Below are 24,043 nucleotides of genomic sequence, written 5' to 3'. Positions count from 1 at the left end.
AAATTTTTTTAGGGTTTCACGTAACTAAATAAGTATAGACTTATTCAATAAAATTATTTCTAACCACTACCACATAGGAGTAAATAGAAGTATTGGAAGAGAAGTTATGGAAAAAATTAAGTATTGATTAAATCTATAGAATTACATTTAACTATTTGTAGCCATTGATTGAACCTATGGAATCACACTTAACTATTCATATTAGCGATTGGACATCATTTACATTTTAATGATACATTAAGGAGGGAAAAAGTTTTTAGGAGGTATTTAAGATGGATAAAAAACAATTTGTAGATGAAGTTAGAAGCATTGCAGAAGGATATTTTGAAAGAGGAGAGTTCTTTTGTTCTGAAGCAGTAGTTAAAACAATTAATGATGTTTTAGACAAACCTTTCGATGAAAACGTTACAAAGTTAGCTTCAGGGTTTCCAGTAGGTATAGGTAAATCTGGTTGTGTCTGTGGAGCTATAAGTGGAGGAGTAATGGCTTTAGGTATGGTTTATGGAAGAGAACATGGACAAGCTATGCAAGAGAAGATGTTCCCTATGTCAGCTGATTTACATGATCATATAAAAGGTATATATAAAAGTACTTGCTGTAGAGTTATGACAAGAAACTTTGAATTTGCATCTCCAGAAAGAAAGGCTCACTGCATAAAAATTACTGGAGAAGTAGCAGCTTATATAGCAGAAAAGTTATATGATGAAAAAGTAATAAATAAATAGGGCGGAGTGTAGGTATGGAGTTAAGCGTTATTCAAACTCTAGCATTACTTATAGCTTTTTTGATTATAGGTTATACAATTAAGAAAAAAGTTAAGTTTTTAGTAGATAACTATATTCCAGCACCTCTTATAGGGGGCTTGCTGTTCACTATAGTTCTAGCTATTGTAAAAAACTTCATCACTATAAAACTTAATTTTTCAGCTTTACCTATATTTGTGGCAGGATTTTTTCTATCTATAGGACTTAGAATAGATTTTAATACTTTTAAGAAAAATATAAAGCTACAATTATTATTTTTAATCACAGCTATATGTGTAGCATTAATGCAAAATATAGTAAGCTTTGGTATTGGCAAAATTTTTGGTAAATCTGCTTATGATATAGTTATATCAGGGTCTTTAGGACTTATGGGAGATCATACCTTAGCTGGAATTGTTCCTGAATTTGCAAAGGGAGGAAAGGAAGCAGTTCAATCTCTTACTTCTTTTTCTATATTAACTTTGTATGTAGGAACTATAGCTGGTAGTTTACTGTTTAAAAAGTTAAAGACTAAAGTGGACTTATCCGGAAACTTGAGGATACCTGCACCTACTTTTAATCCAATGGAGTTTTTACAACATGCATTAATATTTGTAGGCGGTGTATCAGTGGCTTTACTGCCAAATCAGTTTGGATTAGGAAAATACATAAATCCAGCAGGTGGAGGATTTATGTTAGGATTAATTTTAAGATGGACTTTTGACTCTACAAAGGTATATGAGGTTAAAGCACCTAATATAAATTTACTAGGGAACTATTCTCTTTCAATGTTACTTATAACTGTATTCTCTATGTTTGATATCACTATGATATTAAAGATTAGTCCTTATAATTTACTTGTTATGATAATACAATTAGCTTGGCTTGTGGCTTTAAGCTACTATGTAGTTTTTAAGCTTTACAAAAAGAATCCTTTAGCTTCTTATGTGGCTAGTGGGTTAGTAGGTTTCAGTTTTGGTATGCCAGCTAGTACAATGAGTAACATACAATGTATGACAGAAAATGAAGGAGCTCTACCATTAGTATTATTTATAGTTCCACCAGTGGGAGCATGGCTTATAAATATATTTAATAGTTCAATTATAAAGCTATTCTTATAGGTATTATATTTTACATATGTTAAGCAAAAAAGCTATAAAATTTATGATAAAATGGAGATGGGTAAACACTCATCTCTATTTATTTTTCATTAAAGTTTCTAGGAGGTTTAAATATGAGGAAATTGTTTGTAACAGATTTAGATGGTACTTTAGTACATAATAATAAAATGACTGAAGGCAATTATAATGCATTAAAAAGACTAAAAGATAAGAAATATTTTGTGACTGTAGCCACAGGAAGACCTTATAATGGAGCGGTGTTTTTAAAAAAAGATTATAATATAGAAATAGATTATTTTGTTTTGTTAAATGGAGCACTAATAATGGATGGGGAGGGAAATGTTATTGATCATAAGACTATTCCCTATGAGATTATAAAACAAATAGTGGAAAGTTTTAAAAAATTTCCTTGGGAAATATCCATTGAAACAGGATTTGATACTTTTGTAGTGCATGGAGCTGGAGAAATCCTTAAAAGTGTTCAAAAAGTAACTGAAGCTCATTTAGAGGAGCTTAAAGATAAAAAGTTATCGTTGATATCTATATATGGTGGAGATTTAGATATTAATGACATAGAAAAGGCTTGTGATGATATAAATAAAAAGTATGGTAAGTATGTGGTAGCCTATAGAAACACTAATTTCATAGATGTGGTTCCTGTAGGCTGTTCTAAAGGTGAGGGTGTAAATCATGTAAAAGAAACTCTTGGAGTAGATAAAAAAGAGGTTTATGCTATAGGAGACTCTTGGAATGATATATCAATGTTTAAGGTGGCAGGAAAATCTTTTACTTTTCATAACGTAGAAAAAAACCTTAAGGTTCATGCAAGTTATTTGGTTGATTCTGTTGAGGAGTGTGTGGATAAGTATATAATAAAAAACAAAAAATGTGTATAAAAATATAAATAGTGGTTGTTAGATATAAGTGGGTATTTATAACAAAAAAATAGGGAGATTGTAATGAGAAAAAACAGATGATTAAGTAGCATTAGGGGGAGATAATTTGTCCATTTCAAGTTTTTTAAAATTAGTAGAAATTCAAACTAAAGTAGCCAGTATGATTCCTTTCACTTTAGGTTCTTTATATGCCTTACATAGATTTAACAGATTTAATGTAAAAAATTTTATATTTATGCTAATATCCCTATTATGTTTTGATATGGCTACTACGGCTATAAATAATTATTTTGATTTTAAAAAAGCTCAAAAGACTAAAGGGTACAATTATGAAGTTCATAATGCTATAGTAAAGGATGGGCTTTCAGAAAATACGGTGGTAGCTATAATAGTGACTTTAGTTACAATAGCTATTACACTTGGTTTTCTATTATTTTTAAATACAAACTATGTAGTTTTATTTATAGGAATAGCTTCTTTTTTTACTGGCGTTATTTATTCCTTTGGACCCATTCCTATATCAAGGATGCCGTTAGGAGAAATATTTTCAGGGTTTTTTATGGGGGTCATAATACCGTTTTTAGCTATGTATATTCATGTATGGGATTCAGATTTATTTTCATTTGCTTATAGTAATAATATTTTGAGTTTAACAATGAATGTAAAAGAGCTAATATTCATATTTATATTTTCTATACCTACAATGAATGGAATTGCCAATATTATGCTAGCAAACAATACTTGTGATATGGAAGATGATATAGAAAATAGAAGATATACCCTACCAATATATATAGGAAAGAAAAATGCTTTAAAATTATTTAAAATTCTATACTATATAGCTTACTTAGGAATAATTATAGCTATAACACTTGGGATACTTCCTATAACTTCATTGATAACGCTATTAACCATAATACCAGTGAATAAAAATTTAAAGATATTCTTTAAGAAACAGACTAAAAAAGATACTTTTATTGTAGCAGTTAAAAACTTTGTTATCATAAATGTAGTTCAAATACTTTCGCTTATAGTGGCTTTAATGGTATAAATATTTATTATATTATGTAAAAAATTTATGTTAAATCTTAATACGAATTATATGATATAATTAACTTTATATTGTTCAGTATAAGCAATATTATATAAACATATGGAATTAAAAGTAGTAATAAATTAAGAATAGTAGGTGATATTATGAATCTGTTTATAAAAAAGTTTCATGAGCTCTCTCTAGAGGAGTTATATGATATTTTAGCATTAAGAAGTGAAATTTTTGTTGTAGAACAAAATTGTATATATGAAGATTGTGATGGTAAGGATAAGTTTGCTTATCATCTTTATTATAAAGAGAAAGATGAAATCTTAGCATATTCTAGGATTTTAGATAAGGGAATATCTTATGGAGAAATTTCTATAGGTAGAGTGGTAGTTAACAAAAATCATAGAAGAAAAGGGTTAGCTGAAAAAATGATGAAAAAAGCCATAGAATTTGTTGAAAAAGATTTAAGGGAGAGCTCTATAAGGTTATCAGCACAAGTTTACGCAAAGGGATTATATGAATCTGTTGGGTTTAAAGAGGTTTCAGAGGAATACTTAGAGGATAATATACCTCATATAGAAATGCTATATCAAAGATAAACAAATTGGGGAGCCAGTTTAGATCCCCAATTATGAATTAATAAGATTTTCTATAAATTCAGCATTATTAAAACAGGTATTTATTATGTTTTTATTTACATATTTAGTGTCCAGGCTAAAGTCATCCCTAGCAACGGTATTATATTTCTTAGAGCCAATTGTAAAGGTCCAAAAGGAACCAGGATAAGTAGGGATTGTAGCACTATATAACTTTACTAATGGAAATAGTTCTTTAATTGAATCGTAGCTGTTTTTTAGTACATCACTATAATATATTGGAGATTCACTTTGACAGCTCATTATTCCATCAGGTTTAAGTGCCTCATAAACTGATTTATAAAAGTCTTTTTCAAATAAGGCTTCCGCTTGTCCTAATGGATCAGAAGAGTCGATTATAATTACATCATAATAGCCCTTTTTATCTTGGATAAATTTAATACCATCTTCAAAAAACAAGGTGACTTTTTTATCTATTTTACCACCAGATACTCCTTTAAGATATTTTAAAGAGGCTTCAACTACGGACTTGTCTATCTCTACCATATGTATTTCGTTAAGGGATGGATATTTAGATAGCTCTTTTAATACACCGCAATCACCACCACCTATTATAAGTACATTTTTTGCATTAGGATGAAGACTTAGAGGAATGTGACATATCATTTCATTATAAACAAAACCATCTTTTTCTGTGGTTTGCACTATGCCATCTAATACAAGCATTCTTCCAAAGTCATAGGAATCCACTATTAATATGTGCTGAATAGGTGAATTTTCTTCATAGATTATTTCTTTTAATCTATAAGATAGTGTTAAATTTTCTCCTTCTTTTTCTGTAAGCCAAAGTTCGTCGTTTATATTTTGTATGAAATCGCAGTTTTTATACATAAAACTCCTCCTCATTTAAAGCATTAAACTGAATGATAACATAGATTTATTTTTATTACAAATTTTAGGGGTGATAAATTTGAAGATAGGATTAGTAAGGCATTTTAAGGTAAATATTCAGCATAAAAGATATATGAATTCAGCAGAATATGATGAATTTGCTGAAAGATATAATGTTTCAGATGTATTTCCAAAGGATGTGGATTTAAAAAATATAAAATGGGATAAATGCTACTGTAGTGATCTTTCAAGGGCTATGTTTACTGCTAAAAGTATTTATAAGGGTGAAATAAAAGTCACAGATAAGCTTAGAGAAATTCAAGTAGTTTCTAGATTTAATACTAAAGTCCCTATACATTATTATTTATGGGATATAATAGGAAGACTATCTTGGCTTGTAAATCATCCATCTCAACCTGAAGGAAGTAGGCAGACTAAGGATAGAATAGAAAAAGTTTTAGATGATATTATAAAAGAAAGTAAAGATGAGGATAATATACTTATAGTGAGTCATGCGGCTCTTATGTATTGTGTAAAAAATGAGCTCAAAAGAAGAGGGTTTAAAGGAGAAAAGTTTTTTAGAGCAGAAAACGGAGTACTTTATCTATTTGAAAAATAACCATTTTTGCTGGGTTACCTGAATTTTACTGAAATGATAAATTCAATGTATTTAATTTTTTACAACTATTTTGTATAATAGATAAGTATGGTTTACTAACCTAGATAATAGCTAATTAAGTGAGGCATCTGTGTTTTATTTCTAGGGAAATAAGCATTAGAAATGAGGAGTATGAATTGAAAGATGTTAATAAAAACAAGCTAAAGTTATATGGATTTAACAATTTAACAAAATCTTTAAGTTTTAACATTTATGACATCTGTTATACAAAGACAGAAGAAGATAGAAAAAGGTATATAGAGTATATTGATGAGCAATATAATTCGGAGAGACTTACTAATATACTAAAAGAGGTTACCAGTACAATAGGTGCTAATGTGTTAAATATTGCTAAACAGGATTATGATCCTCAAGGAGCTAGTGTTACTTTGCTTATTTCTGAAGAAGAGGTGCCTTTATATGTAATAGATCCTTCCTGCAATAGAGGGATATTAACTCCTATAAGAGATAATATAGTAGGACACTTAGATAAAAGCCATGTAACAGTTCATACCTATCCTGAGAGTCATCCACAGAATGATATTAGTACCTTTAGGGTAGATATAGATGTATCTACCTGTGGAGAAATATCACCACTTAAAGCCCTAGATTTTTTAATAGATAGTTTTGATTCGGATATTATAACTATGGATTATAGAGTAAGAGGTTTTACAAGAGATGTAGATGGTACGAAACACTTTATAGATCACAAAATTAATTCTGTCCAAAATTATATATCAAAGGATACCCTTAAGATGTATAATTTAATAGATATGAATATATATCAATCTAATATATTTCATACGAAGATGAAGGTAAAGGATATAATACTTGATAACTATTTATTTGAGATACAAGAACAGGATTTAACAGAGGAAGAAAGAAATCATATTATATCTAAATTAGATAGAGAAATGACAGAGATATTTTATGGAATAAATATTCCAGATATTTTATAAACAGCCTTTAAGATTTATTATTTAAAAATCCTTTTTTATAAAGGATTATAAGAGAATTTATATTTTCCTTAAGAAGAGGGAATGTTAGAGCGGCTAGTTATAGGATAAACTTGTTTTAAATTAAAAAAGCTATGAGTTTAGGTTTTTTATATTCCTAAATTCATGGCTTTTACTTATTTGTATATCAAATTTTTAATGGGTTATAAACGGAGTTCTTACTCCCTTTAAAGCTTAGAAATCTTTATCCAGGAAGGTAGACGATCTTTATTCCCTCTTTTACGAAGATGGGATTATTAGGGCGGGTAGTCATAGGATAAAAACAATTTATTTGAAGTCTGCTACTTCTTTTCCCTTTTTATTGCTTCTTTTATTTACAAAAACTACCCCTAGTGCTACTAAAACTAAAGCTATAAATATGGGTAGTGTAAAGTTTTCCTCTGGAAGAAATAAAGCTGAAAGCAGTGCTCCGGATACAGGTATAAAAAATCGGTATATACTAATTTCTCCTGCTTTATTGTATTTTAAAAGGGTATACCATATGGAAAATGCTACAGCGGATAAAAAGGCTGAGTAAATTAAAAGCAAAGAGGACTTAGTATTAAAAACCATAGATCCTTTTGTAATTTTAGGTAAACTTAAGGCAAGCATTACTAAAGAGCCTAAAAACATTTGCCAAGCTGTTATTAGAAAAGGGTGTATCTTTTGGGAGTAGTTTTTTATGTATATAGAAGTAGCAGCTCCTATAAATGAGGAAATTATAAGAAGCCCCTCTCCTTTAAATGAAATTTCAAAACCAAAGGATTTTCCCCAATTTGCAAATATAACCCCAGCAAAACCTGCAATAAGTCCAATTATTTTTGTAGAATCAATTTTATCGTTATTATATAAAAAGTGAGCTAATATTATCATTATAAAGGTTTCTAAAGCTCCTATTATAGATCCTTTCATTCCAGTAGTATTTGCTATACCATTATAAAATAAAAAATAATAAAGAGCAGTTTGTATAGATCCTAATAATAATAGATTTAATAAATCCTTTTTTCCTACTTTTATAGAGGTTTTCATAACGAGTACAATAAATATAAATATAAGTAAAGAGGCTAGGAAAAATCTCATACCAGCTAAAGCCAACCTAGAATTCATATCATTTTGACCAATTTTAAGTTCTTCGTAGCTTATTTTTAAAACAGGAAAAGCACTTCCCCATAACACACAACTTATAAGTGATAAAATTATCTTATATGGATGTTCAGTAAATAATCTTTTGCTATTCACGGCTTGTCACCTTCCTTTGCATTAATTTAACTTTTAGCTGGAGGTAATATTTTACCTTAAGCTAAGTTTTACTTGATAATTATAACACAAGAAGATGCTTAGGGATTTATTCCTTTAGGAATAAATAAAGGAATAAAGAAAGATTTATTGACATTGGACAATAGATATTTTTACGGTTGACTTTAAGGTGAATAAAAATAAAACAACCTTAAATTAAAGCTGTTTTATTTCTATAAGGATTTTTTATATATTTATTTTTTTGCTTCATCTAACGCTCTTTGAGTAGCAGCCTTCCAATTTTTTGTGCTAACTGTAGCTCCACTTATGGTATCTACATCAGTACTTTGTTTATCTATCATTTTTTTAGCCATATCTAGCCTAAATTGTTTAAGATTTGGATGGACTTTTCCAGTTTCGTCCTTTTGACCTTGCCATTGGTCGTAATCTACTTCTTTGCCATTGGTGTCCAGTCTACGTAAAGTTATAGAGGTTATTTTATCATCCTTTATCTCTACAGTTGCATCTTCTTGACCAAACTGCCACTTATCACCTTCAGCCTTATAAGTTCCATCTTTATATTGAGCTTTAGCTTGCTTACTTTGCTCTGATTGAGTTGTGTTTTTAGTAGTGCAAGCTGAGAAAAACACAGACAGAGTTAAAGCAGTTAAAAGGAATAAAAACTTTTTCATTAATATACCTCCTTTGTAAATAAGTTTTTTATCTTTTATAGTGTTTTACAAGTACAAATAATTTATACATAGTTGACAGATTTATAAAAATGAAGTACTATTATTCCTGATAACTAGTACTTTTAAATCGGTCCAGAGAGGCTGACAAGGGAAGAGAGAGATAGTGTATTATTAAGATTTGTTATATCTTACACCTTTGTCAGTGTCGGCAAAGGTGTTTTTTTATTTTGCCTACACTGTCTACTTTTACTGGTACTAGTTCCACTAAAATTCAAGGAGGAATAAGTATGAGTAAATCAGAAAAACATTATGATGCAGATTATTCACTTACAGCTGTAGAAACAAAAGATAAGAAGGGATTTCTAGCTATGATGGCAGTTATGCTAGGATTTACATTCTTCTCAGCTAGTATGTGGGCTGGAGGAACTATAGGTACAGGTATGAACTTTAAAGACTTCATGCTATCTGTTTTAACGGGAAATCTAATATTAGGCGTATATACAGCTTTATTAGCTTATATAGCTTCAGATACAGGCTTATCTACACATTTACTTGCCAAGTATTCTTTTGGTGAAAGAGGATCTTATCTAGTTTCATTCATATTAGGTATTACACAAGTGGGATGGTTTGGAGTAGGACTTGCCATGTTTGCACTTCCTCTTCAAAAGGTAACAGGAATAAATATATATATTTTAATAGCAATTTCAGGAGTACTAATGACAAGTAGTGCTTATTTTGGAATGAAGACATTAACCTTATTAAGTATAATAGCAGTACCATCTATAGCAGCACTAGGTAGCCTTTCAGTATTTAAGGCAGTTGATTCAGTTGGAGGAATTCAATCACTTATGAATATACAACCAACAGGTTCTATAACCTTTACTACGGCTTTAGGATTATGTGTAGGATCATTTATAAGTGGAGGGACTTTAACTCCGGATTTTACTAGATTTGCTAAGAGTAAAAAAGTGGGAGTATTAAGTACTGTAATAGCTTTCTTTTTAGGAAATTCATTAATGTTCTTGTTTGGTGCAGTAGGAGCTATGGTTACAGGTAAAGCGGATATATCAGAAGTTATGATGATTCAAGGGATTATAGTTCCTGCAATTGTAATACTAGGATTTAATATATGGACAACTAATGATAATGCCATATATGCATCAGGATTGGGGTTTTCTAATATAACGAAAATACCTAAAAATAAGGTGGTAATATTTAATGGAATATTAGGAACTATAATGTCTTTATGGCTATACAATAATTTTGTAGGTTGGCTAAACTTTCTAAACTCAATTATCCCACCTATAGGAGGGATATTAATTGTAGATTACTTCATAATCCATAGAAAAAAATATGGAAGTTATGAGAATACGAACTTTAAAAATGTAAATTACATCGCGGTAATAAGTTGGTTTATAGGAGTTATAGGTAGCAAATTCATACCTGGAATTTCTGTATTAAATTCAGTTATAGTTAGTATGATAGTTTATGTTATAGGTTCTAACTTATCACTATCTAATAAGAATTCTAAGGTTCTAGAAGAAAAGGAAGTGGCTTAGTATGTTAGTTAAAAATGTAAGGATTTTAAAAGAAGAAGGACTATTTAATATATTGATAAAAGAAGGAAAAATAGAAGGTATAATTAAAAATGACGCTTCAAAGGACTTTGAATTTAATGAAGAAGATGTAATAGATGGAGAGGGCGGACTTCTCCTTCCTCCTTTCATAGAACCACATATACATTTGGATACCACATTAACAGCTGGTGAGCCTAGATGGAACATGAGTGGAACCTTATTTGAAGGTATACAATGTTGGTCTGAAAGGAAAGCAATGCTTTCAATGGAAGATGTTAAAACTAGGGCTAAAAAGGCTTTGAAGTGGCAAATAGCTCAGGGAATTCAATATGTAAGAACCCATGTGGATATAACAGATCCTAACTTAACAGCTCTGAAGGCTATGATAGAGGTCAAGGAGGAGATGAAACCATGGGTAGATTTACAGATAGTAGCTTTTCCTCAAGAGGGGATTTTATCTTATAAAAATGGAGCTGAGCTTTTAGAAGAGTCTTTAAAGCTTGGAGCAGATGTAATAGGAGCTATACCCCATTTTGAATTTACTAGAGAATATGGAGTAGAGTCCATAAATAAAATATTTAATTTAGCAGAAAAATACGACAAGCTTATAGATGTTCATTGTGATGAAATAGATGATGAACAGTCTAGATTCATAGAAGTAGTTGCAACTAGAGCTTATGAAGCTTCTATGGGACATAGGGTTACTGCAAGTCATACTACAGCCATGCATTCATACAATAATGCTTATGCTTATAAGTTATTTAGATTATTAAAGCTTTCAAACATAAATTTCGTTTCAAACCCATTGGTAAACACTCACCTTCAAGGAAGATTTGATAGCTATCCTAAGAGGAGAGGAGTAACTAGAGTAAAGGAATTAAATGAAGCAGGGATAAATGTATGCTTTGGTCATGATGATATATTTGATCCGTGGTATCCTATGGGCACAGGCAATATGCTTCAAGTTCTTCATTTTGGATTGCATGTGTGTCAAATAATGGGGTATGAAGAAATAAATAATTCTATAGACTTTATAACCTATAACAGTGCTAAGACCCTAAATTTAGGAGAAGATTATGAAATTAAAGAAGGGAATAAAGCAAACTTTATAGTATTGCCTTCTGAAAGTCCTTATGATGCAATAAGAAGGCAAGTAAAGGTAAGATACTCCATAAGAAATGGAAAAGTTATAAGTGAGACAAAACCAGAAGAAACTTCTGTGTACTTGGATCAGAGAGAAAATATAAATTTTAAATAGAGTTAATTTTATAAAAACCTCACTTTTGGGATATAAATATAAGTATGATTTAAATCCAAGGAGTGAGGTTTTTGAAATTAATAACAATACCTAGTCATCTTGTGAGTACTATGATATCTGCTTTAACTATTATATTAGGTACACTTATAGGAGCTCTTTGTAGCTGGATTATAACAAATAAAAATACCAAAAAAAGCATAGAAGAGCAATATAGGATAATGAGAGAGAATATAAAGTATGAAGAAAGTTATAAAAGAAAAAAGATATGTGAAAATGCAAATGTAATAAGGCTTGATATAAGTACAGCAATGTTTCAAAGTGTTAGATTTTTAAAGGATTATTTTAATAAAAACATAGAAAGACAATATCCTATACCCATTAATAAAAGCTATTCTTGTACAGTATCTTCTCTAAGTGACAAATATTCACTTAAGGAGCTAAGCTATATATATCAGTTTTATGCTATAGTAGAAAAACTAAATTATGATATACTGAATTGTGATATTAGTGAAGAGGACTGTATTAATAAAATAGCGGAAGGATATAAATCTGTATTATTTAAATTATATGGGGATAATTGGACTAAGATATTGGAAAAGGATATAGACAAAGCAAGTTATAATGAGCTTTATGATAATAATTATATGAAAGCAGGGTACAAAGAGGTACTAAAAAAATTAGATTACTTATGTTTCATAGAAAATTTAAATAAAGGAGAAAAGTAAAAAAATAAAGATAGTTATCATAAAAACAGTTATGTACATGATATACTTATTTTAAGAGGCTTTTACTTGATTAATAGAAATATTAAAAAGGGGTAAGTGAATGAATATAGTATATAAGGACATAATTTTAAGAGATAGAACTTATGAGGATTTAAAAGATTATATAGATTGGTATACAGTAGAAACTGAATGGCAAGATTGGGATGCTCCTTGGGAAAAAGAAGATAACGTAAGTATTGAAAAACTTAGAGAGGGAATATTAAGATCCATTGAAAGACCCTTGCCTAACATAAGGAGAAGGCTGGAGATATGCTATAAAAATGGTGAACACATAGGCTGGATGAATTCTTATTATATAGATGGGAACATAAACAAATTAGCTACAGGAATTGATATTCCATGTAGAGAATATAGAGGAAAAGGTTTGGGTGAACAAGCCTTTAAGACTTTCTCAATCTATCTTATTAAAAACCTAAGGTTAAATGAATTATATACAGAAACTTGGTCTGGAAATCAAAGTATGATAGCACTGGCAGTAAAGTGTGGATATAGACTAAATTGGGTGGATAAAGATTATAGGATTGTTAATGGAAAATATGTGGATGGATTAGAATTAAAATTAAGAGCTGAACATATTATAAAAAATAATAAAGAGCTCTTTAACTTATTATAAACATAAGAGGTGATAAAAATCACCCCTTATGTTTATATTGTTTACTACATTTATAGCATCTTTCTAATTATGTACAGCTATAACTAAAACTTTTGCACCTTCTTAAGCAAAGATAGTAGAGATACCTTTTCCTCCTGCTGTTACTATAGCCATCTTATCTGTCATTCTCTTTCTCATTTCAAGCCCTTTAAATATTAAAAAATTTATATAAAATTATTATAGTATATTTATTGCTAATGGTAAGTTGTGGAGGATTTTATGGATTGGCACATTTAACTTTAGAGTAGATCTCATAATAATTCGTAAAGAATTTGGAAGGTAGAAGAGTTCTAAGTTAAAGAGTTTTACATATATTGTTATTGACAAGCATTAAATTATGGTATATAAATAGTTATGAAGTGAATATGGTTGTGATAGAGGAGCGATGTCTAAGATTAACTTTACTGAGGTAAGCACGAAGAGGTAAAGTGAAAGGAGCCACCGCCGAAGTATAAAACTGATGCTTTAAGGTTTTGTAGCTGGTTTTGCATAGAATATGTGCATAACTGTCGCAAATTTTAATTTGTGGAGAGCTATCATGCAACGGAACCTTTATTTTATAATGCTTTTTTAGTGTTTTGTTACATAAGGTCCTGGAGTATGAGTACTCTGGGGCCTTTTTGGGTTCTAGCATTGATGTTAAATAGCAGCTCCCTCCCATATATTCACTAACAAAAATAGGGGAGGATTTTATTATGAAAACAAGGAACAAGAGAACCTTTGTATTAGTAACATTATTTTTATTTTTACTATCTACAACGGTTTTAGCAGCAGAAACTGGTGATGTGGCAACTGTAAATGCAACAAAATTAGGATTTTGGACATTGTTACCACCTATAATTGCAATTTTATTAGCTTTTATAACTAAGAACGTAGTTATATCTTTATTTTTAGGAGTTTTGGTAGGGTGTTTCCTACTAAATATGAATGGAGCTAATATATTCCAAACTTTATTATTTGCGTTTTTAGACATTGTACAGCGTATACTTAATTCTTTAGCAGATCCATGGAATGCGGGTATAATACTTCAATGCCTTGCTATAGGAGGACTTATAGCTCTTATAACAAAAATGGGTGGAGCAAAAGCTATAGCAGAATCTCTTGCAAAAAAAGCAAAGGGACCTGTAAGTGCACAAGTTATAACTTGGATATTAGGTATATTGGTTTTCTTTGATGACTATGCAAATTCATTAATAGTTGGACCTATAATGAGACCAGTAACAGATAGCATGAAAATATCAAGAGAAAAATTATCCTTTATAATAGATGCCACAGCAGCACCTATTGCAGGAATAGCTCTTATATCCACTTGGGTTGGATATGAGTTAAGTTTAATAAAAGATGGATTTTTAGGAATTGGACAAGAAGTAGATGCTTTTGGATTATTTATTTCTACAATACCTTATAGATTTTATAATATATTAATACTTTGCTTTACCTTATTTACAGCATTATTCTTAAAGGAATTTGGTCCTATGCTTAAGGCAGAAAGGAGAGCTAGAAGTACAGGAAAAGTTATAAGCGATACTGCAAATCCAATGCTAGTAGAAAATGCTGAGGAGATGGAACCAAAGGAAGGGGTTAAGCTAAGTATATGGAATGCTATAATACCTATAGGAACTTTGATTCTTGGGGCATTTGTAGGATTTTATTATAATGGATACACTACTATAATGGCAGGAGAGGATGTAGCATTACAATCTATCATGACTAATTCCCCAGCTTCATTAAGAGCTGTACAAAGCGCTTTTGGTAATGCAGATGCTTCTGTAGTTTTATTCCAAGCTGCTTTATTAGCTTCTATAGTTGCTATGTTTATGGGAGTTTGTAAAAAGATATTTAAGATTGGTGAAGCTATTGATATATGGGTAGGTGGTATGAAGTCTCTTATAATAACAGGAGTTATACTGTTACTTGCTTGGTCTTTAAGTGGTGTTATAAAGGAACTTGGAACTGCTAAATATTTAGTGGCCCTATTATCTGATGCTATACCAGCATTTTTATTACCGGGACTTATATTCCTTTTGGGATCAATAATATCTTTTGCTACTGGTACAGCTTATGGAACTATGGGAATATTGATGCCACTTACAATTCCATTAGCACATTCTATGTCAGCCGATCCAAACTTCATTATAATGAGTGTAGGAGCAGTACTTACAGGAGCTATATTTGGAGATCACTGTTCTCCTATTTCGGATACAACTATATTGTCTTCTATGGGATCCTCTTGTGATCATTTAGACCATACAAATACTCAAATATGGTATGCTATATTTGTAGCTATATTTGCCGTAGTATTTGGATATATTCCAGTAGGATTAGGTGTTCCGGTTTATATAGTTTTACCTATAGCTATAGCTATATTAGCACTTGCTGTTTACTTTATAGGAAAACCTGTTGAGGTAGAAGGTATAGAGGAAGAATTAAATGAAAAAGATTCTAACCTTGAAAAGGTAGGAATTTAATTTTAATATATAAGTAGAGAACTCTAAATTCTAAGGAATTTAAGGGTTCTCTTTTTTATATATATTTTGAAGTTAAGCTACTATTAGCTTTATTATAAATACCATTAGGCTTAATGTAATTATAATAAAATAAAATATTATTTTGTTATAGGAAAATACTTATAATGAGTTTTTAGGGATGAATAGTTATGATATGATTAATGTATAGTGCATATAATGTTATGAAGAAAGAAAGGTAGGTAAGATGTATGGGGATAGAAAGTATATTTGCTTTTATTATAGCTTTGATATTACTATTTATAGTAGTTAAATTGTTTGCATGGCCTTTAAAAATCTTATTTAAGTTAGTTATAAATGGAGTTTTAGGAGCTGTACTTTTATTTTTAGTGAATTTTATAGGCGGCTCTTTTGGAATAAATGTAGGAATAAATGGTGTTACTGCCTTAATCGCTGGTTTTTTTGGAGTTCCAGGAGTAATATTTTTAGTAATCTTTAAAAATCTTTTGTAGAAAATATAATAGGTTTATAAGGAAATGAAATAAGAAGATAGAAATCCAGGCTTCTTAAAGACTGATCTTTAAGAAACCTGGATAATTACTTTTTCATAACTAAAAGTTAATTATATATATCAGAAAACTCAATCTCTATTTTCTCTATATTTTCCCCTGAAGAAAATTTATCATTATGTAGAGTTGTATCTTCATTTACATGTCTAACTGGTAGTTTTATTGTAAACAAAGTGCCTTTTCCGTATATACTGTCTACAGAAATGATTCCATCATGCATTTCCACTAGGGATTTCACTATAGAAAGTCCAATGCCGCTACCTTCATGATTTCTGTTGAGTAGTGGATCTATTTGCTTGAATCTTTCAAATATGGACTTTAACTTATCTGAGGGTATTCCTATGCCTGTGTCCTTAACCTTTATGATTAGATCAGATTCCTCATCTAATATGTCTACATATATTTTATCGGAAGGATTAGTAAACTTCATGGCATTAGACAGAAGGTTAAGCATTATCCTTTCCATCTTATCAGTATCTATGGCCATAAACTTTTCTTCTACATCAGTATCGAAGATTATTTCTCTGCCGTTTCCTTCTATATAATCAACGGTGGATAAAGTTATATTTTCTATTACTTCTACTATATTTTCATTTTTAAGATTTATTTCCATAAAACCTGAATCTATTCTATTTATATCTATGAGATTATTAACTAGTCTTAATAGCCTATAGCAATTTTGCCTTATTATGTCATTGTATTTAATAAGCTTATCTCTTTCTTCTAAATCATCATTTTTAAGATAAAAAGAAAATAGTTGAGAGGTAGAAAAGATTATATTTAGAGGAGTCTTCAGCTCATGAGACATATTTGCTATAAATTCGTTTTTCAATATATCATATTCTCTACTTTCTTCTAAGAGTCTCTTGTTTTCTTTTACCATTTCATTGAAGCTGTTAGATAAAAGTCCTATTTCATCTTTATTTCTTATGTCTGAATGTACAGATAAGTCTCCTTTACTGGCAATTTCCATATAATTTTTTAACTTATTCAAAGGTTTAATCATAGTATTTGCAAGAAAAATGGCTATAAGAGAGCCTAAAATTAAAATCATTAAACCTACACAAAAAATGCCTCTTAAAAAATTTGTTGAGTAAGATAGTAAGTCATAATAATTTGCAGTAGCTACAATATACCATCCCATAGGTTCGAAATAAGTGTAACTAGCAATTTTCTTTACTCCATTAAACTTATACTTAATAGTACCCTTTTTATTTTCAATTATTTCTTTTATGAAGGCTTCATTATAAAAATTTTTCATATTTGAGTGAGGATGATATATAACTTCACCATTTTTTGTAGTTATATAAACATATCCATTCTCTGCAATTGAAACAGAATTTAATACTTCTTGAACATAAGAACTTATTTCATCATAGCCTAAACCTATAGCACCTATAATTTGTCCATTTATATATAGGGGTTTATATCCGGTGATGTAGTAATGGTTATCTATAAGATTTCTACCATAATAAGCTTCACCTTTTGAGATCTTCTGAAATATATCAGAGTCTTTATCTATATAAGTTCCTATAATATCCTCACTATTTAAATTAGTAGCTACTCTTATAAGCTTATCATTTTGAAATATTAAAAAAGAAGCAATAGTTCTAGTGGAATTGCTTATCTCTTTAAGGATAGGACTATCTGAGGTTAATTGAGTATCCCCTGCGTATAATGAAGGAATTTCAATATCATTATAGTTAAATTTGTTTTCTACTATACTAAGGGGACCCATGTCTGAAATAACTTTCTCTGCAAAATATAAATCGCTAAAGACTTTATCATTCAAAAGATCATTTCGAACACTTAATATGTTATATACTAGATCAGAAACTTGTTCGTTTTTTTCAATTATTATATTTTTAATTTTATGTTTTGCTGTATTACCTATCCAAAGTCCCAATAAACCTATAGAGAAAAATATAAGTAAAATATATGATGTTGTTAATTTTGATTTTATTTTCATTGGTAAGGTCCTTTCTAAGCATATCGAATGTAGCTACTTGTACATTGATTGATTTTATTTATTTTAAGTGCTAAAGGATATATTTACATTATATTTTTTTTAAGCAAATTTTTCTATAAATTTATGAAAGTAATTCTAATAATTGATGATAGTTAGTTTAAACAACTTAAGAACTTTAAGTTTCAGAATATTTTGCTAAAAATATGATAATTAGGTTAAAATATAAGTGATAAGTTGTTATATCTATAAAAATATTTATAAATATCCTTATTTCTCTTTAAGAGGAGGGAGTTAATGGCTAATTTATTTAAAGAATTCTCTGTAAGAAATTTTAAGTTTAATAATAGGATAGTTATGGCTCCTATGTGTATGGATTATGGAAATGAAGATGGAACCATTAGAGAGTGGCATTATATTCATTATGTAAGTAGAGCAATGACTGGGTTAGGATTAATGCTTATTGAAGCTACTGCCGTAGAAAAAAGAGGGAGAACCTTAAATAAGGATATAGGTCTTTGGAATAATAAGCAGATGGAAGGGTTAAAATCTATAGTATACAAGTCAAAGGAATCAGGATGTGCCATAGGAATTCAACTTTCTCATTGTGGAAGAAAAAGCCTTTTAACTAGTGAAGATATAATAGCTCCTTCTGCTATACCATTTATTAAAGGATCTCATAGTCCAAGAGAGATGACCTTAAAAGATATAAATGAAGTTATTGACTGCTTTAGAGAAGCGGCTTATAGGGCTAACATAGTAGGTTTTGATGTGATAGAAATACATGGAGCTCATGGTTATCTTATAAATCAATTTTTATCACCGCTTACTAATCACAGAAAAGATCATTATGGTGGTACAGTAGAAAATAGAGTTAGATTTTTAAGTGATATAATCAAGGCTATAAGAGAAGTTTGGCCAAAAGAAAAACCTTTAATTTTAAGAATATCTGCAGAGGAGTATGATGAGAAAGGTAACCATCCAAAGGATTTAGCGGATCTAATAAATTTATTAGATAAAGATTTATTGGATATAATTGATGTAAGTTCAGGAGGTGTGACCCCTACAACTGTACATTCTTTTCCTGGGTACCAAATAATTTTTGCTGAAGAAATAAAAAGGCTTACAGGAATGCCGGTGATTGGCGGTGGCCTAATAAAAGATCCTTTCATTGCTGAAGAAATAATATCAAATAATAGGGCGGATTTGATCTATATAGGCAGAGAACTTTTAAGAGACCCTAATTGGATATATAGAGCTTCTGAGCTTTTGAAGGCTAAAGCTCAGTTCAGTAGTGTATCTTATGAAAAGGCGTGGAAAAAGAATCTTGATTAGTTATTAATAAAGAATAATTATTGACAAAATGAAATATTAAAACTATAATAAAATTAATAATTAAGACTAATAAAATAATATTGTATAAAATCTTGTTTTTATTTTATTAGTAATGGAGGTTTTAAATTATGAAAAATTTAATTGTATATGCACACCCTAATCCAAAAAGTTTTTGTAATGCTATTGTAGAAAGTATAGTAAAAAAATCAGAGGAAAAGGGCAATGAAACTAAAGTAAGAGATTTGTATAAATTAAACTTTAACCCTGTACTATCTCCAGCGGATTTTGAAAGCTTTGGAAAAGGTCAAATACCACAGGATATAAAGGAAGAGCAAGAATATATAGAGTGGGCAGATGTTATAACATTTGTATATCCTATATGGTGGGCTGAACAACCTGCTATATTAAAGGGATATATAGACAGAGTATTCTCCTATGGATTTGCATATAAATATGAAAACGGAGTACCACAAGGATTGTTAGAAGGTAAAAAAGTTATAACATTTAATACTTCTGGAACATCAAATGACCAGTATGAAGCTGCTGGTATGCATGATGCTATGAAGAAAATGAATAAACAAGGTATATTCTCATTCTGTGGATTAGAAGTACTAGACCAGGTATTCTTTGGATCTGTACCTCATGTAGATGATGAAGTAAGAAAATCTTATTTGAAAGAAGCGGAAGAAAAAATAGAAAAATTACTTTAGAAAAGACTCTGTAAATTATCATAGATTAAAATTTAATGAATCAACAACATTTTAATAAAAAGCTGATACACTAAGTATTACCTATATAAAAACTCAGCCTTTCCAAAATTATGGTGAAGGCTGAGTTTTTATATGGTTTGTTGTTTTAGTATGTAATACAATTTTAATACAAATTTGATATTCTTACTAATAGTTTTTAAATATTTAATATATTGTTAACTTATTAATATTTATAAAGTAATTTAGAGTAATGTGCTGCACATTACTCTAAAACTTAGTTTTAATAAGCTTTACCCCAATATACTAAATGATTAGCTTCTTTGCCACAGCAGATACATTTGTCAGATAGGTTTTCTTGTTCAAAAGGAATACATCTTGAAGTGGCACCAGCTACTTCTTTAACCTTTTCCTCACAAGCTCTATCTCCACACCACATAGCTTTTATAAAGCCAGGTTTATTTTCTGCAATTTCTTTGAATTCTTCTATAGTTGTAGTAGAATAAGTCTTTTCATCTCTATAGGCTTTTGCTTTTTCAAAAAGAGAATTTTGGATATCATCTAATAATTCTACTATCTTATTTTCTAATTCATCTATGGATACAACTATTTTTTCTCTGTTATCTCTTCGTACAAGGACAACTTGATTATTTTCCATATCTTTTGGTCCAATCTCTAAACGAACAGGAATACCTTTCATTTCATATTCATTAAACTTCCAACCAGGCATTTTATCTGAGTCGTCTAGTTTTACAGAAGCAACTTTAGATATTCTATCTTTTAACTCTCTAGCTTTATCAAGAACTCCTTCTTTATGTTGAGCTATAGGAACTATAACTACTTGAGTTGGAGCCACTTTTGGAGGTAGCACAAGCCCACTATCATCTCCGTGAACCATTATGATTGCTCCGATTAGTCTTGTAGTAACCCCCCAAGAGGTTTGATGAACATATTGAAGTTTACTATTTTTATCTGTATATTGAATTTCAAAAGCTTTGGCAAAATTATCTCCAAAGTTATGTGAAGTTCCGCTTTGAAGAGCTTTACCATCATGCATTAAACTTTCTATTGTATAAGTAGATTTTGCTCCGGCAAATTTTTCCTTTTCTGTTTTCTGTCCTCTAATTACAGGTATTGCAAGGATTTCTTCACAAAAGTCTGCATACACATTTAACATTTTTATAGTTTCTTCATGAGCTTCTTCAGCTGTAGCATGAGCAGTGTGACCTTCTTGCCATAAGAATTCAGTAGTTCTTAAGAATGGACGGGTAGTTTTTTCCCATCTAACTACAGAACACCACTGATTATATAGCTTTGGTAAATCATTATAAGATTGAACTATTTTCGCATAATGTTCGCAGAATAATGTTTCTGAAGTTGGACGTACACATAATTTTTCGGTTAACTCTTCAGCACCACCGTGAGTTACCCAAGCTACCTCTGGGGCAAAGCCTTCAACGTGATCCTTTTCCTTTTGCAATAGACTTTCAGGTATAAATAATGGCATATAAACATTTTCGTGACCGGTAGCTTTAAATCTGGAATCAAGTTCTTTTTGAATGTTTTCCCAAATAGCATATCCGTAAGGACGAATTATCATACAACCTTTAACACTAGAATAATCAGTAAGCTCTGCTTTTTTTACTATATCTGTATACCACTTAGCAAAATCTTCAGACATAGAAGTTATGGCTTCTACGAATTTTTTATTTTTTCCCATATTTTTTACCTCCAATATTAATAAATATTTAAAGAAAACAAAAAAAGACCCCAATCCCAATAAAGGGACCGAGGTCGGCGTTACCACCCTAATTAGTACGTCTATTAAAAGATATACTCTCTCTTTACAATAACGGAAGAACTCCGCTGTAGCCTACTATAATTTCGGTACAGGGCTCAAAGGCTGGTTCAAAACATCTTCTTAGAAACCTTTCAGCCACAGTTTCTTCTCTGTAAAGAAGTTTATGCTTATACTATTCCTTTTCATAGCCACATATTAAATTAAAATAAACATTTTAAGTTTTAAATAGAAGTATTTAATTAAAATATTAGATTATAAGCTTTAAAAAGTCAACATTAAAATTTTATTTGTAAAGTGAAAATAAATACTATATAATAATATTTATCAAAAGACAATTGTGATAAATTTATATGGAAATTTTAAGCTTTAATATAAATAGAAAGATTATATAGAAAATGTAATAATTTTTAGTAATGGTGAAAAGATAAAGAAGAATGTATAGATAGTATAATTGCTTATTAGTAATTTAATCATTCAGAAAACGCCATTTAAAGTTAAATCTAAACATGAAAGGATCAAAATTATATGGAAAAAAACATATTTATGAATTTAAAAGATAAAAATAATGTATATAAAAATCTTTATGATGGACATTGGGTAGAAAGTGAAACAGGAAAATATATAGATATTCTCTCCCCTATAGATAATAGCTTTGTAGGCAAGGTTCAGGCTATGAATAAAGAAGAAGTAGATAAAGCCATAATGAATTCAAAAGAAGCTCAACTTTTATGGCAAGAGATTCCTGTTAATAGAAGAGCAGATATTCTAAATAGAGCAGCGGATATATTATATGAAAAAGCAGGAGAATTGGCTGAAATACTTACCATGGAAATTGCAAAGGATAGAAAAAGTTCTGTGGCTGAGATTGAAAGAACTGCTGATTATATAAGATTTACTGCAGATGCTGCTAAGAGCTTGGAGGGAGAGACAATTCCAGGAGATAGTTTTCCTGGGACAAAGAGAAATAAAATCTCTTTTGTTACAAGGGTACCTTTAGGCGTAGTGCTTGCTATATCTCCATTTAATTACCCTGTAAATCTATCTGTATCTAAGATAGCACCGGCCCTTATGGCAGGAAATTCAGTGGTATTAAAACCACCAACACAGGGTAGTATATCTGCTTTATATCTAGCAGAGGTATTTAATATAGCAGGACTACCTAAAGGAGTTTTAAACACTGTTACAGGAAGAGGAAGCGAAATAGGGGATTACTGTGTAACTCATAAAGAGATTGATTTTATAAATTTTACAGGTAGCACAGAGGTTGGACAGCATATATCTAGTATAACTACAATGAAGCCTTTGCTTTTAGAATTAGGAGGTAAAGATGCTGCAATTGTGTTAGATGATGCAGATTTAGATAGAGCGGTGGATAATATAGTGTCAGGAGCATATTCTTATTCAGGACAACGTTGCACCGCAGTTAAGAGAATATTAGTTATGGAATCTGTGGCAGATGAATTGGCTGAAAAGCTAAAGGATAGGATAAGTAAATTAAAAGTAGGAGACCCTAGAGAAGAAGGTGTAGTAGTAACACCACTTATAAGTGAAAAGTCAGCGGATTTTGTTATGAGTCTTATGGAAGATGCAAACAAAAAGGGAGCTGAGCTTTTAGTAGGTGGTAAGAGAGAAGGGAATTTGGTATACCCAACTTTATATGATAATGTCACTTTAGACATGAAACTTGCTTGGGAAGAGCCTTTTGGACCTATACTTCCTATTATAAGAATTAAATCTATAGATGAAGCTATAAAAATAGCAAATGAATCTGATTATGGATTACAAAGCTCTGTATTTACAAAAGACATAGATAAAGCCTTTTATATAGCAAATAAATTAGAAGTTGGAACTGTTCAAGTAAACAATAAGCCAGAGAGAGGACCAGACCATTTCCCGTTCTTAGGAGTTAAGTCTTCAGGTATGGGAACACAAGGAATCAGATACTCTATAGAGGCTATGTCTAGACCAAAGGCCATAGTATTTAATCTTAATAATGTAGAATAATAGATTAAAAAAGAGAAGAAGTAAGCAGGATTTTAAAAAGTTAAATTTCTTAAA

21 protein-coding genes, 1 riboswitch and 1 other annotated feature are annotated in these 24,043 nt (G+C 30.2%); of the genes, 16 read left to right on the top strand and 5 right to left on the bottom strand.

Going from position 1 to position 24,043, the window contains the following annotated elements; translation table 11 throughout:
* Window positions 1-272: 272 nt before the first annotated feature.
* From KQI89_RS10665 to KQI89_RS10645, 5 genes are all read left to right on the top strand, one after another.
* Window positions 273-725, top strand: a complete 453-nt coding sequence (locus KQI89_RS10665; protein ID WP_032123459.1) for a C-GCAxxG-C-C family protein — start codon at window positions 273-275, stop codon at window positions 723-725.
* Window positions 726-739: 14 nt separating this feature from the next.
* Window positions 740-1,864 (top strand): sodium/glutamate symporter, encoded by a 1,125-nt coding sequence (locus tag KQI89_RS10660; RefSeq protein WP_216457062.1) that lies wholly within the window; start codon window positions 740-742, stop codon window positions 1,862-1,864.
* A 113-nt stretch (window positions 1,865-1,977) separates the two neighbouring features.
* Window positions 1,978-2,760: a Cof-type HAD-IIB family hydrolase gene (locus KQI89_RS10655; RefSeq protein ID WP_216457061.1), complete on the top strand. Its 783-nt coding sequence runs from the start codon at window positions 1,978-1,980 to the stop codon at window positions 2,758-2,760.
* Window positions 2,761-2,866: 106 nt separating this feature from the next.
* Window positions 2,867-3,811, top strand: coding sequence for a 1,4-dihydroxy-2-naphthoate polyprenyltransferase (gene menA, locus KQI89_RS10650; RefSeq protein ID WP_216457060.1), 945 nt, complete (start codon window positions 2,867-2,869; stop codon window positions 3,809-3,811).
* A 146-nt stretch (window positions 3,812-3,957) separates the two neighbouring features.
* On the top strand, window positions 3,958-4,401 hold the full coding sequence (locus tag KQI89_RS10645; protein WP_216457059.1) for a GNAT family N-acetyltransferase: 444 nt from the start codon (window positions 3,958-3,960) through the stop codon (window positions 4,399-4,401).
* Between the two features lie 30 nt (window positions 4,402-4,431).
* On the opposite strand, the gene speE is transcribed toward KQI89_RS10645, so the two are convergent.
* Entirely contained in the window at window positions 4,432-5,289 is an 858-nt protein-coding gene (speE, locus tag KQI89_RS10640; RefSeq protein ID WP_216457058.1) for a polyamine aminopropyltransferase, read from the bottom strand.
* A gap of 79 nt (window positions 5,290-5,368) precedes the next feature.
* On the opposite strand from speE, the gene KQI89_RS10635 reads away from it, so the two are divergent.
* Together KQI89_RS10635 and speD are read left to right on the top strand one after the other, a co-directional pair.
* Window positions 5,369-5,908: a histidine phosphatase family protein gene (locus KQI89_RS10635; protein ID WP_216457057.1), complete on the top strand. Its 540-nt coding sequence runs from the start codon at window positions 5,369-5,371 to the stop codon at window positions 5,906-5,908.
* A 176-nt stretch (window positions 5,909-6,084) separates the two neighbouring features.
* Window positions 6,085-6,906 carry an adenosylmethionine decarboxylase gene (gene speD / locus KQI89_RS10630; protein WP_032123466.1) on the top strand — a complete coding sequence of 274 codons (822 nt, stop codon included), beginning with the start codon at window positions 6,085-6,087 and terminating at the stop codon, window positions 6,904-6,906.
* A gap of 324 nt (window positions 6,907-7,230) precedes the next feature.
* On the opposite strand, the gene KQI89_RS10625 is transcribed toward speD, so the two are convergent.
* On the bottom strand, window positions 7,231-8,181 hold the full coding sequence (locus KQI89_RS10625; protein ID WP_216457056.1) for a DMT family transporter: 951 nt from the start codon (window positions 8,179-8,181) through the stop codon (window positions 7,231-7,233).
* Window positions 8,182-8,432: 251 nt separating this feature from the next.
* Window positions 8,433-8,870, bottom strand: a complete 438-nt coding sequence (locus KQI89_RS10620) for an FMN-binding protein (RefSeq protein ID WP_216457055.1) — start codon at window positions 8,868-8,870, stop codon at window positions 8,433-8,435.
* A gap of 287 nt (window positions 8,871-9,157) precedes the next feature.
* On the opposite strand from KQI89_RS10620, the gene codB reads away from it, so the two are divergent.
* The 6 genes from codB to KQI89_RS10590 all read left to right on the top strand — a co-directional run bounded on the left by codB (window position 9,158) and on the right by KQI89_RS10590 (window position 16,119).
* Window positions 9,158-10,429 carry a cytosine permease gene (gene codB / locus KQI89_RS10615; RefSeq protein ID WP_216457054.1) on the top strand — a complete coding sequence of 424 codons (1,272 nt, stop codon included), beginning with the start codon at window positions 9,158-9,160 and terminating at the stop codon, window positions 10,427-10,429.
* Between the two features lies 1 nt (window position 10,430).
* Complete coding sequence (locus tag KQI89_RS10610; RefSeq protein ID WP_216457053.1) at window positions 10,431-11,705, top strand: cytosine deaminase; 1,275 nt, start codon at window positions 10,431-10,433, stop codon at window positions 11,703-11,705.
* Between the two features lie 71 nt (window positions 11,706-11,776).
* Complete coding sequence (locus tag KQI89_RS10605) at window positions 11,777-12,430, top strand: hypothetical protein (protein WP_216457052.1); 654 nt, start codon at window positions 11,777-11,779, stop codon at window positions 12,428-12,430.
* Window positions 12,431-12,530: 100 nt separating this feature from the next.
* A complete protein-coding gene (locus KQI89_RS10600) occupies window positions 12,531-13,103 on the top strand; it encodes a GNAT family N-acetyltransferase (RefSeq protein WP_216457051.1) in 573 nt (190 codons plus the stop codon).
* Window positions 13,104-13,509: 406 nt separating this feature from the next.
* Window positions 13,510-13,686, top strand: a riboswitch (Lysine riboswitch).
* A 151-nt stretch (window positions 13,687-13,837) separates the two neighbouring features.
* Window positions 13,838-15,610 carry a Na+/H+ antiporter NhaC family protein gene (locus tag KQI89_RS10595; RefSeq protein WP_216457050.1) on the top strand — a complete coding sequence of 591 codons (1,773 nt, stop codon included), beginning with the start codon at window positions 13,838-13,840 and terminating at the stop codon, window positions 15,608-15,610.
* 248 nt (window positions 15,611-15,858) lie between these two features.
* Window positions 15,859-16,119, top strand: coding sequence for a pro-sigmaK processing inhibitor BofA family protein (locus KQI89_RS10590; RefSeq protein WP_032123472.1), 261 nt, complete (start codon window positions 15,859-15,861; stop codon window positions 16,117-16,119).
* Between the two features lie 106 nt (window positions 16,120-16,225).
* Here the strand turns inward: KQI89_RS10590 and KQI89_RS10585 are convergent, their stop codons facing one another.
* Entirely contained in the window at window positions 16,226-18,145 is a 1,920-nt protein-coding gene (locus KQI89_RS10585; protein ID WP_216457049.1) for a Cache 3/Cache 2 fusion domain-containing protein, read from the bottom strand.
* 294 nt (window positions 18,146-18,439) lie between these two features.
* Here KQI89_RS10585 and KQI89_RS10580 point away from each other — a divergent pair, with 294 nt between their 5' ends.
* Both KQI89_RS10580 and KQI89_RS10575 read left to right on the top strand, forming a co-directional pair.
* Complete coding sequence (locus KQI89_RS10580) at window positions 18,440-19,477, top strand: oxidoreductase (protein WP_216457048.1); 1,038 nt, start codon at window positions 18,440-18,442, stop codon at window positions 19,475-19,477.
* 128 nt (window positions 19,478-19,605) lie between these two features.
* Window positions 19,606-20,187, top strand: a complete 582-nt coding sequence (locus KQI89_RS10575) for an NAD(P)H-dependent oxidoreductase (protein ID WP_216457047.1) — start codon at window positions 19,606-19,608, stop codon at window positions 20,185-20,187.
* A gap of 280 nt (window positions 20,188-20,467) precedes the next feature.
* Here the strand turns inward: KQI89_RS10575 and proS are convergent, their stop codons facing one another.
* Window positions 20,468-21,904 (bottom strand): proline--tRNA ligase, encoded by a 1,437-nt coding sequence (gene proS, locus KQI89_RS10570; protein WP_216457046.1) that lies wholly within the window; start codon window positions 21,902-21,904, stop codon window positions 20,468-20,470.
* Between the two features lie 60 nt (window positions 21,905-21,964).
* Window positions 21,965-22,180 (bottom strand) — a binding site (T-box leader).
* Window positions 22,181-22,522: 342 nt separating this feature from the next.
* Here proS and KQI89_RS10565 point away from each other — a divergent pair.
* Window positions 22,523-23,989, top strand: coding sequence for an NADP-dependent glyceraldehyde-3-phosphate dehydrogenase (locus KQI89_RS10565; RefSeq protein WP_343216360.1), 1,467 nt, complete (start codon window positions 22,523-22,525; stop codon window positions 23,987-23,989).
* Window positions 23,990-24,043: the final 54 nt, after the last annotated feature.

This window comes from Clostridium simiarum (genome assembly GCF_018919175.1).
Lineage (GTDB): Bacteria > Bacillota > Clostridia > Clostridiales > Clostridiaceae > Clostridium_L > Clostridium_L simiarum.
Note: the sequence above shows the minus strand (reverse complement) of the source record. Positions and strands in the feature narration are given on the sequence as shown.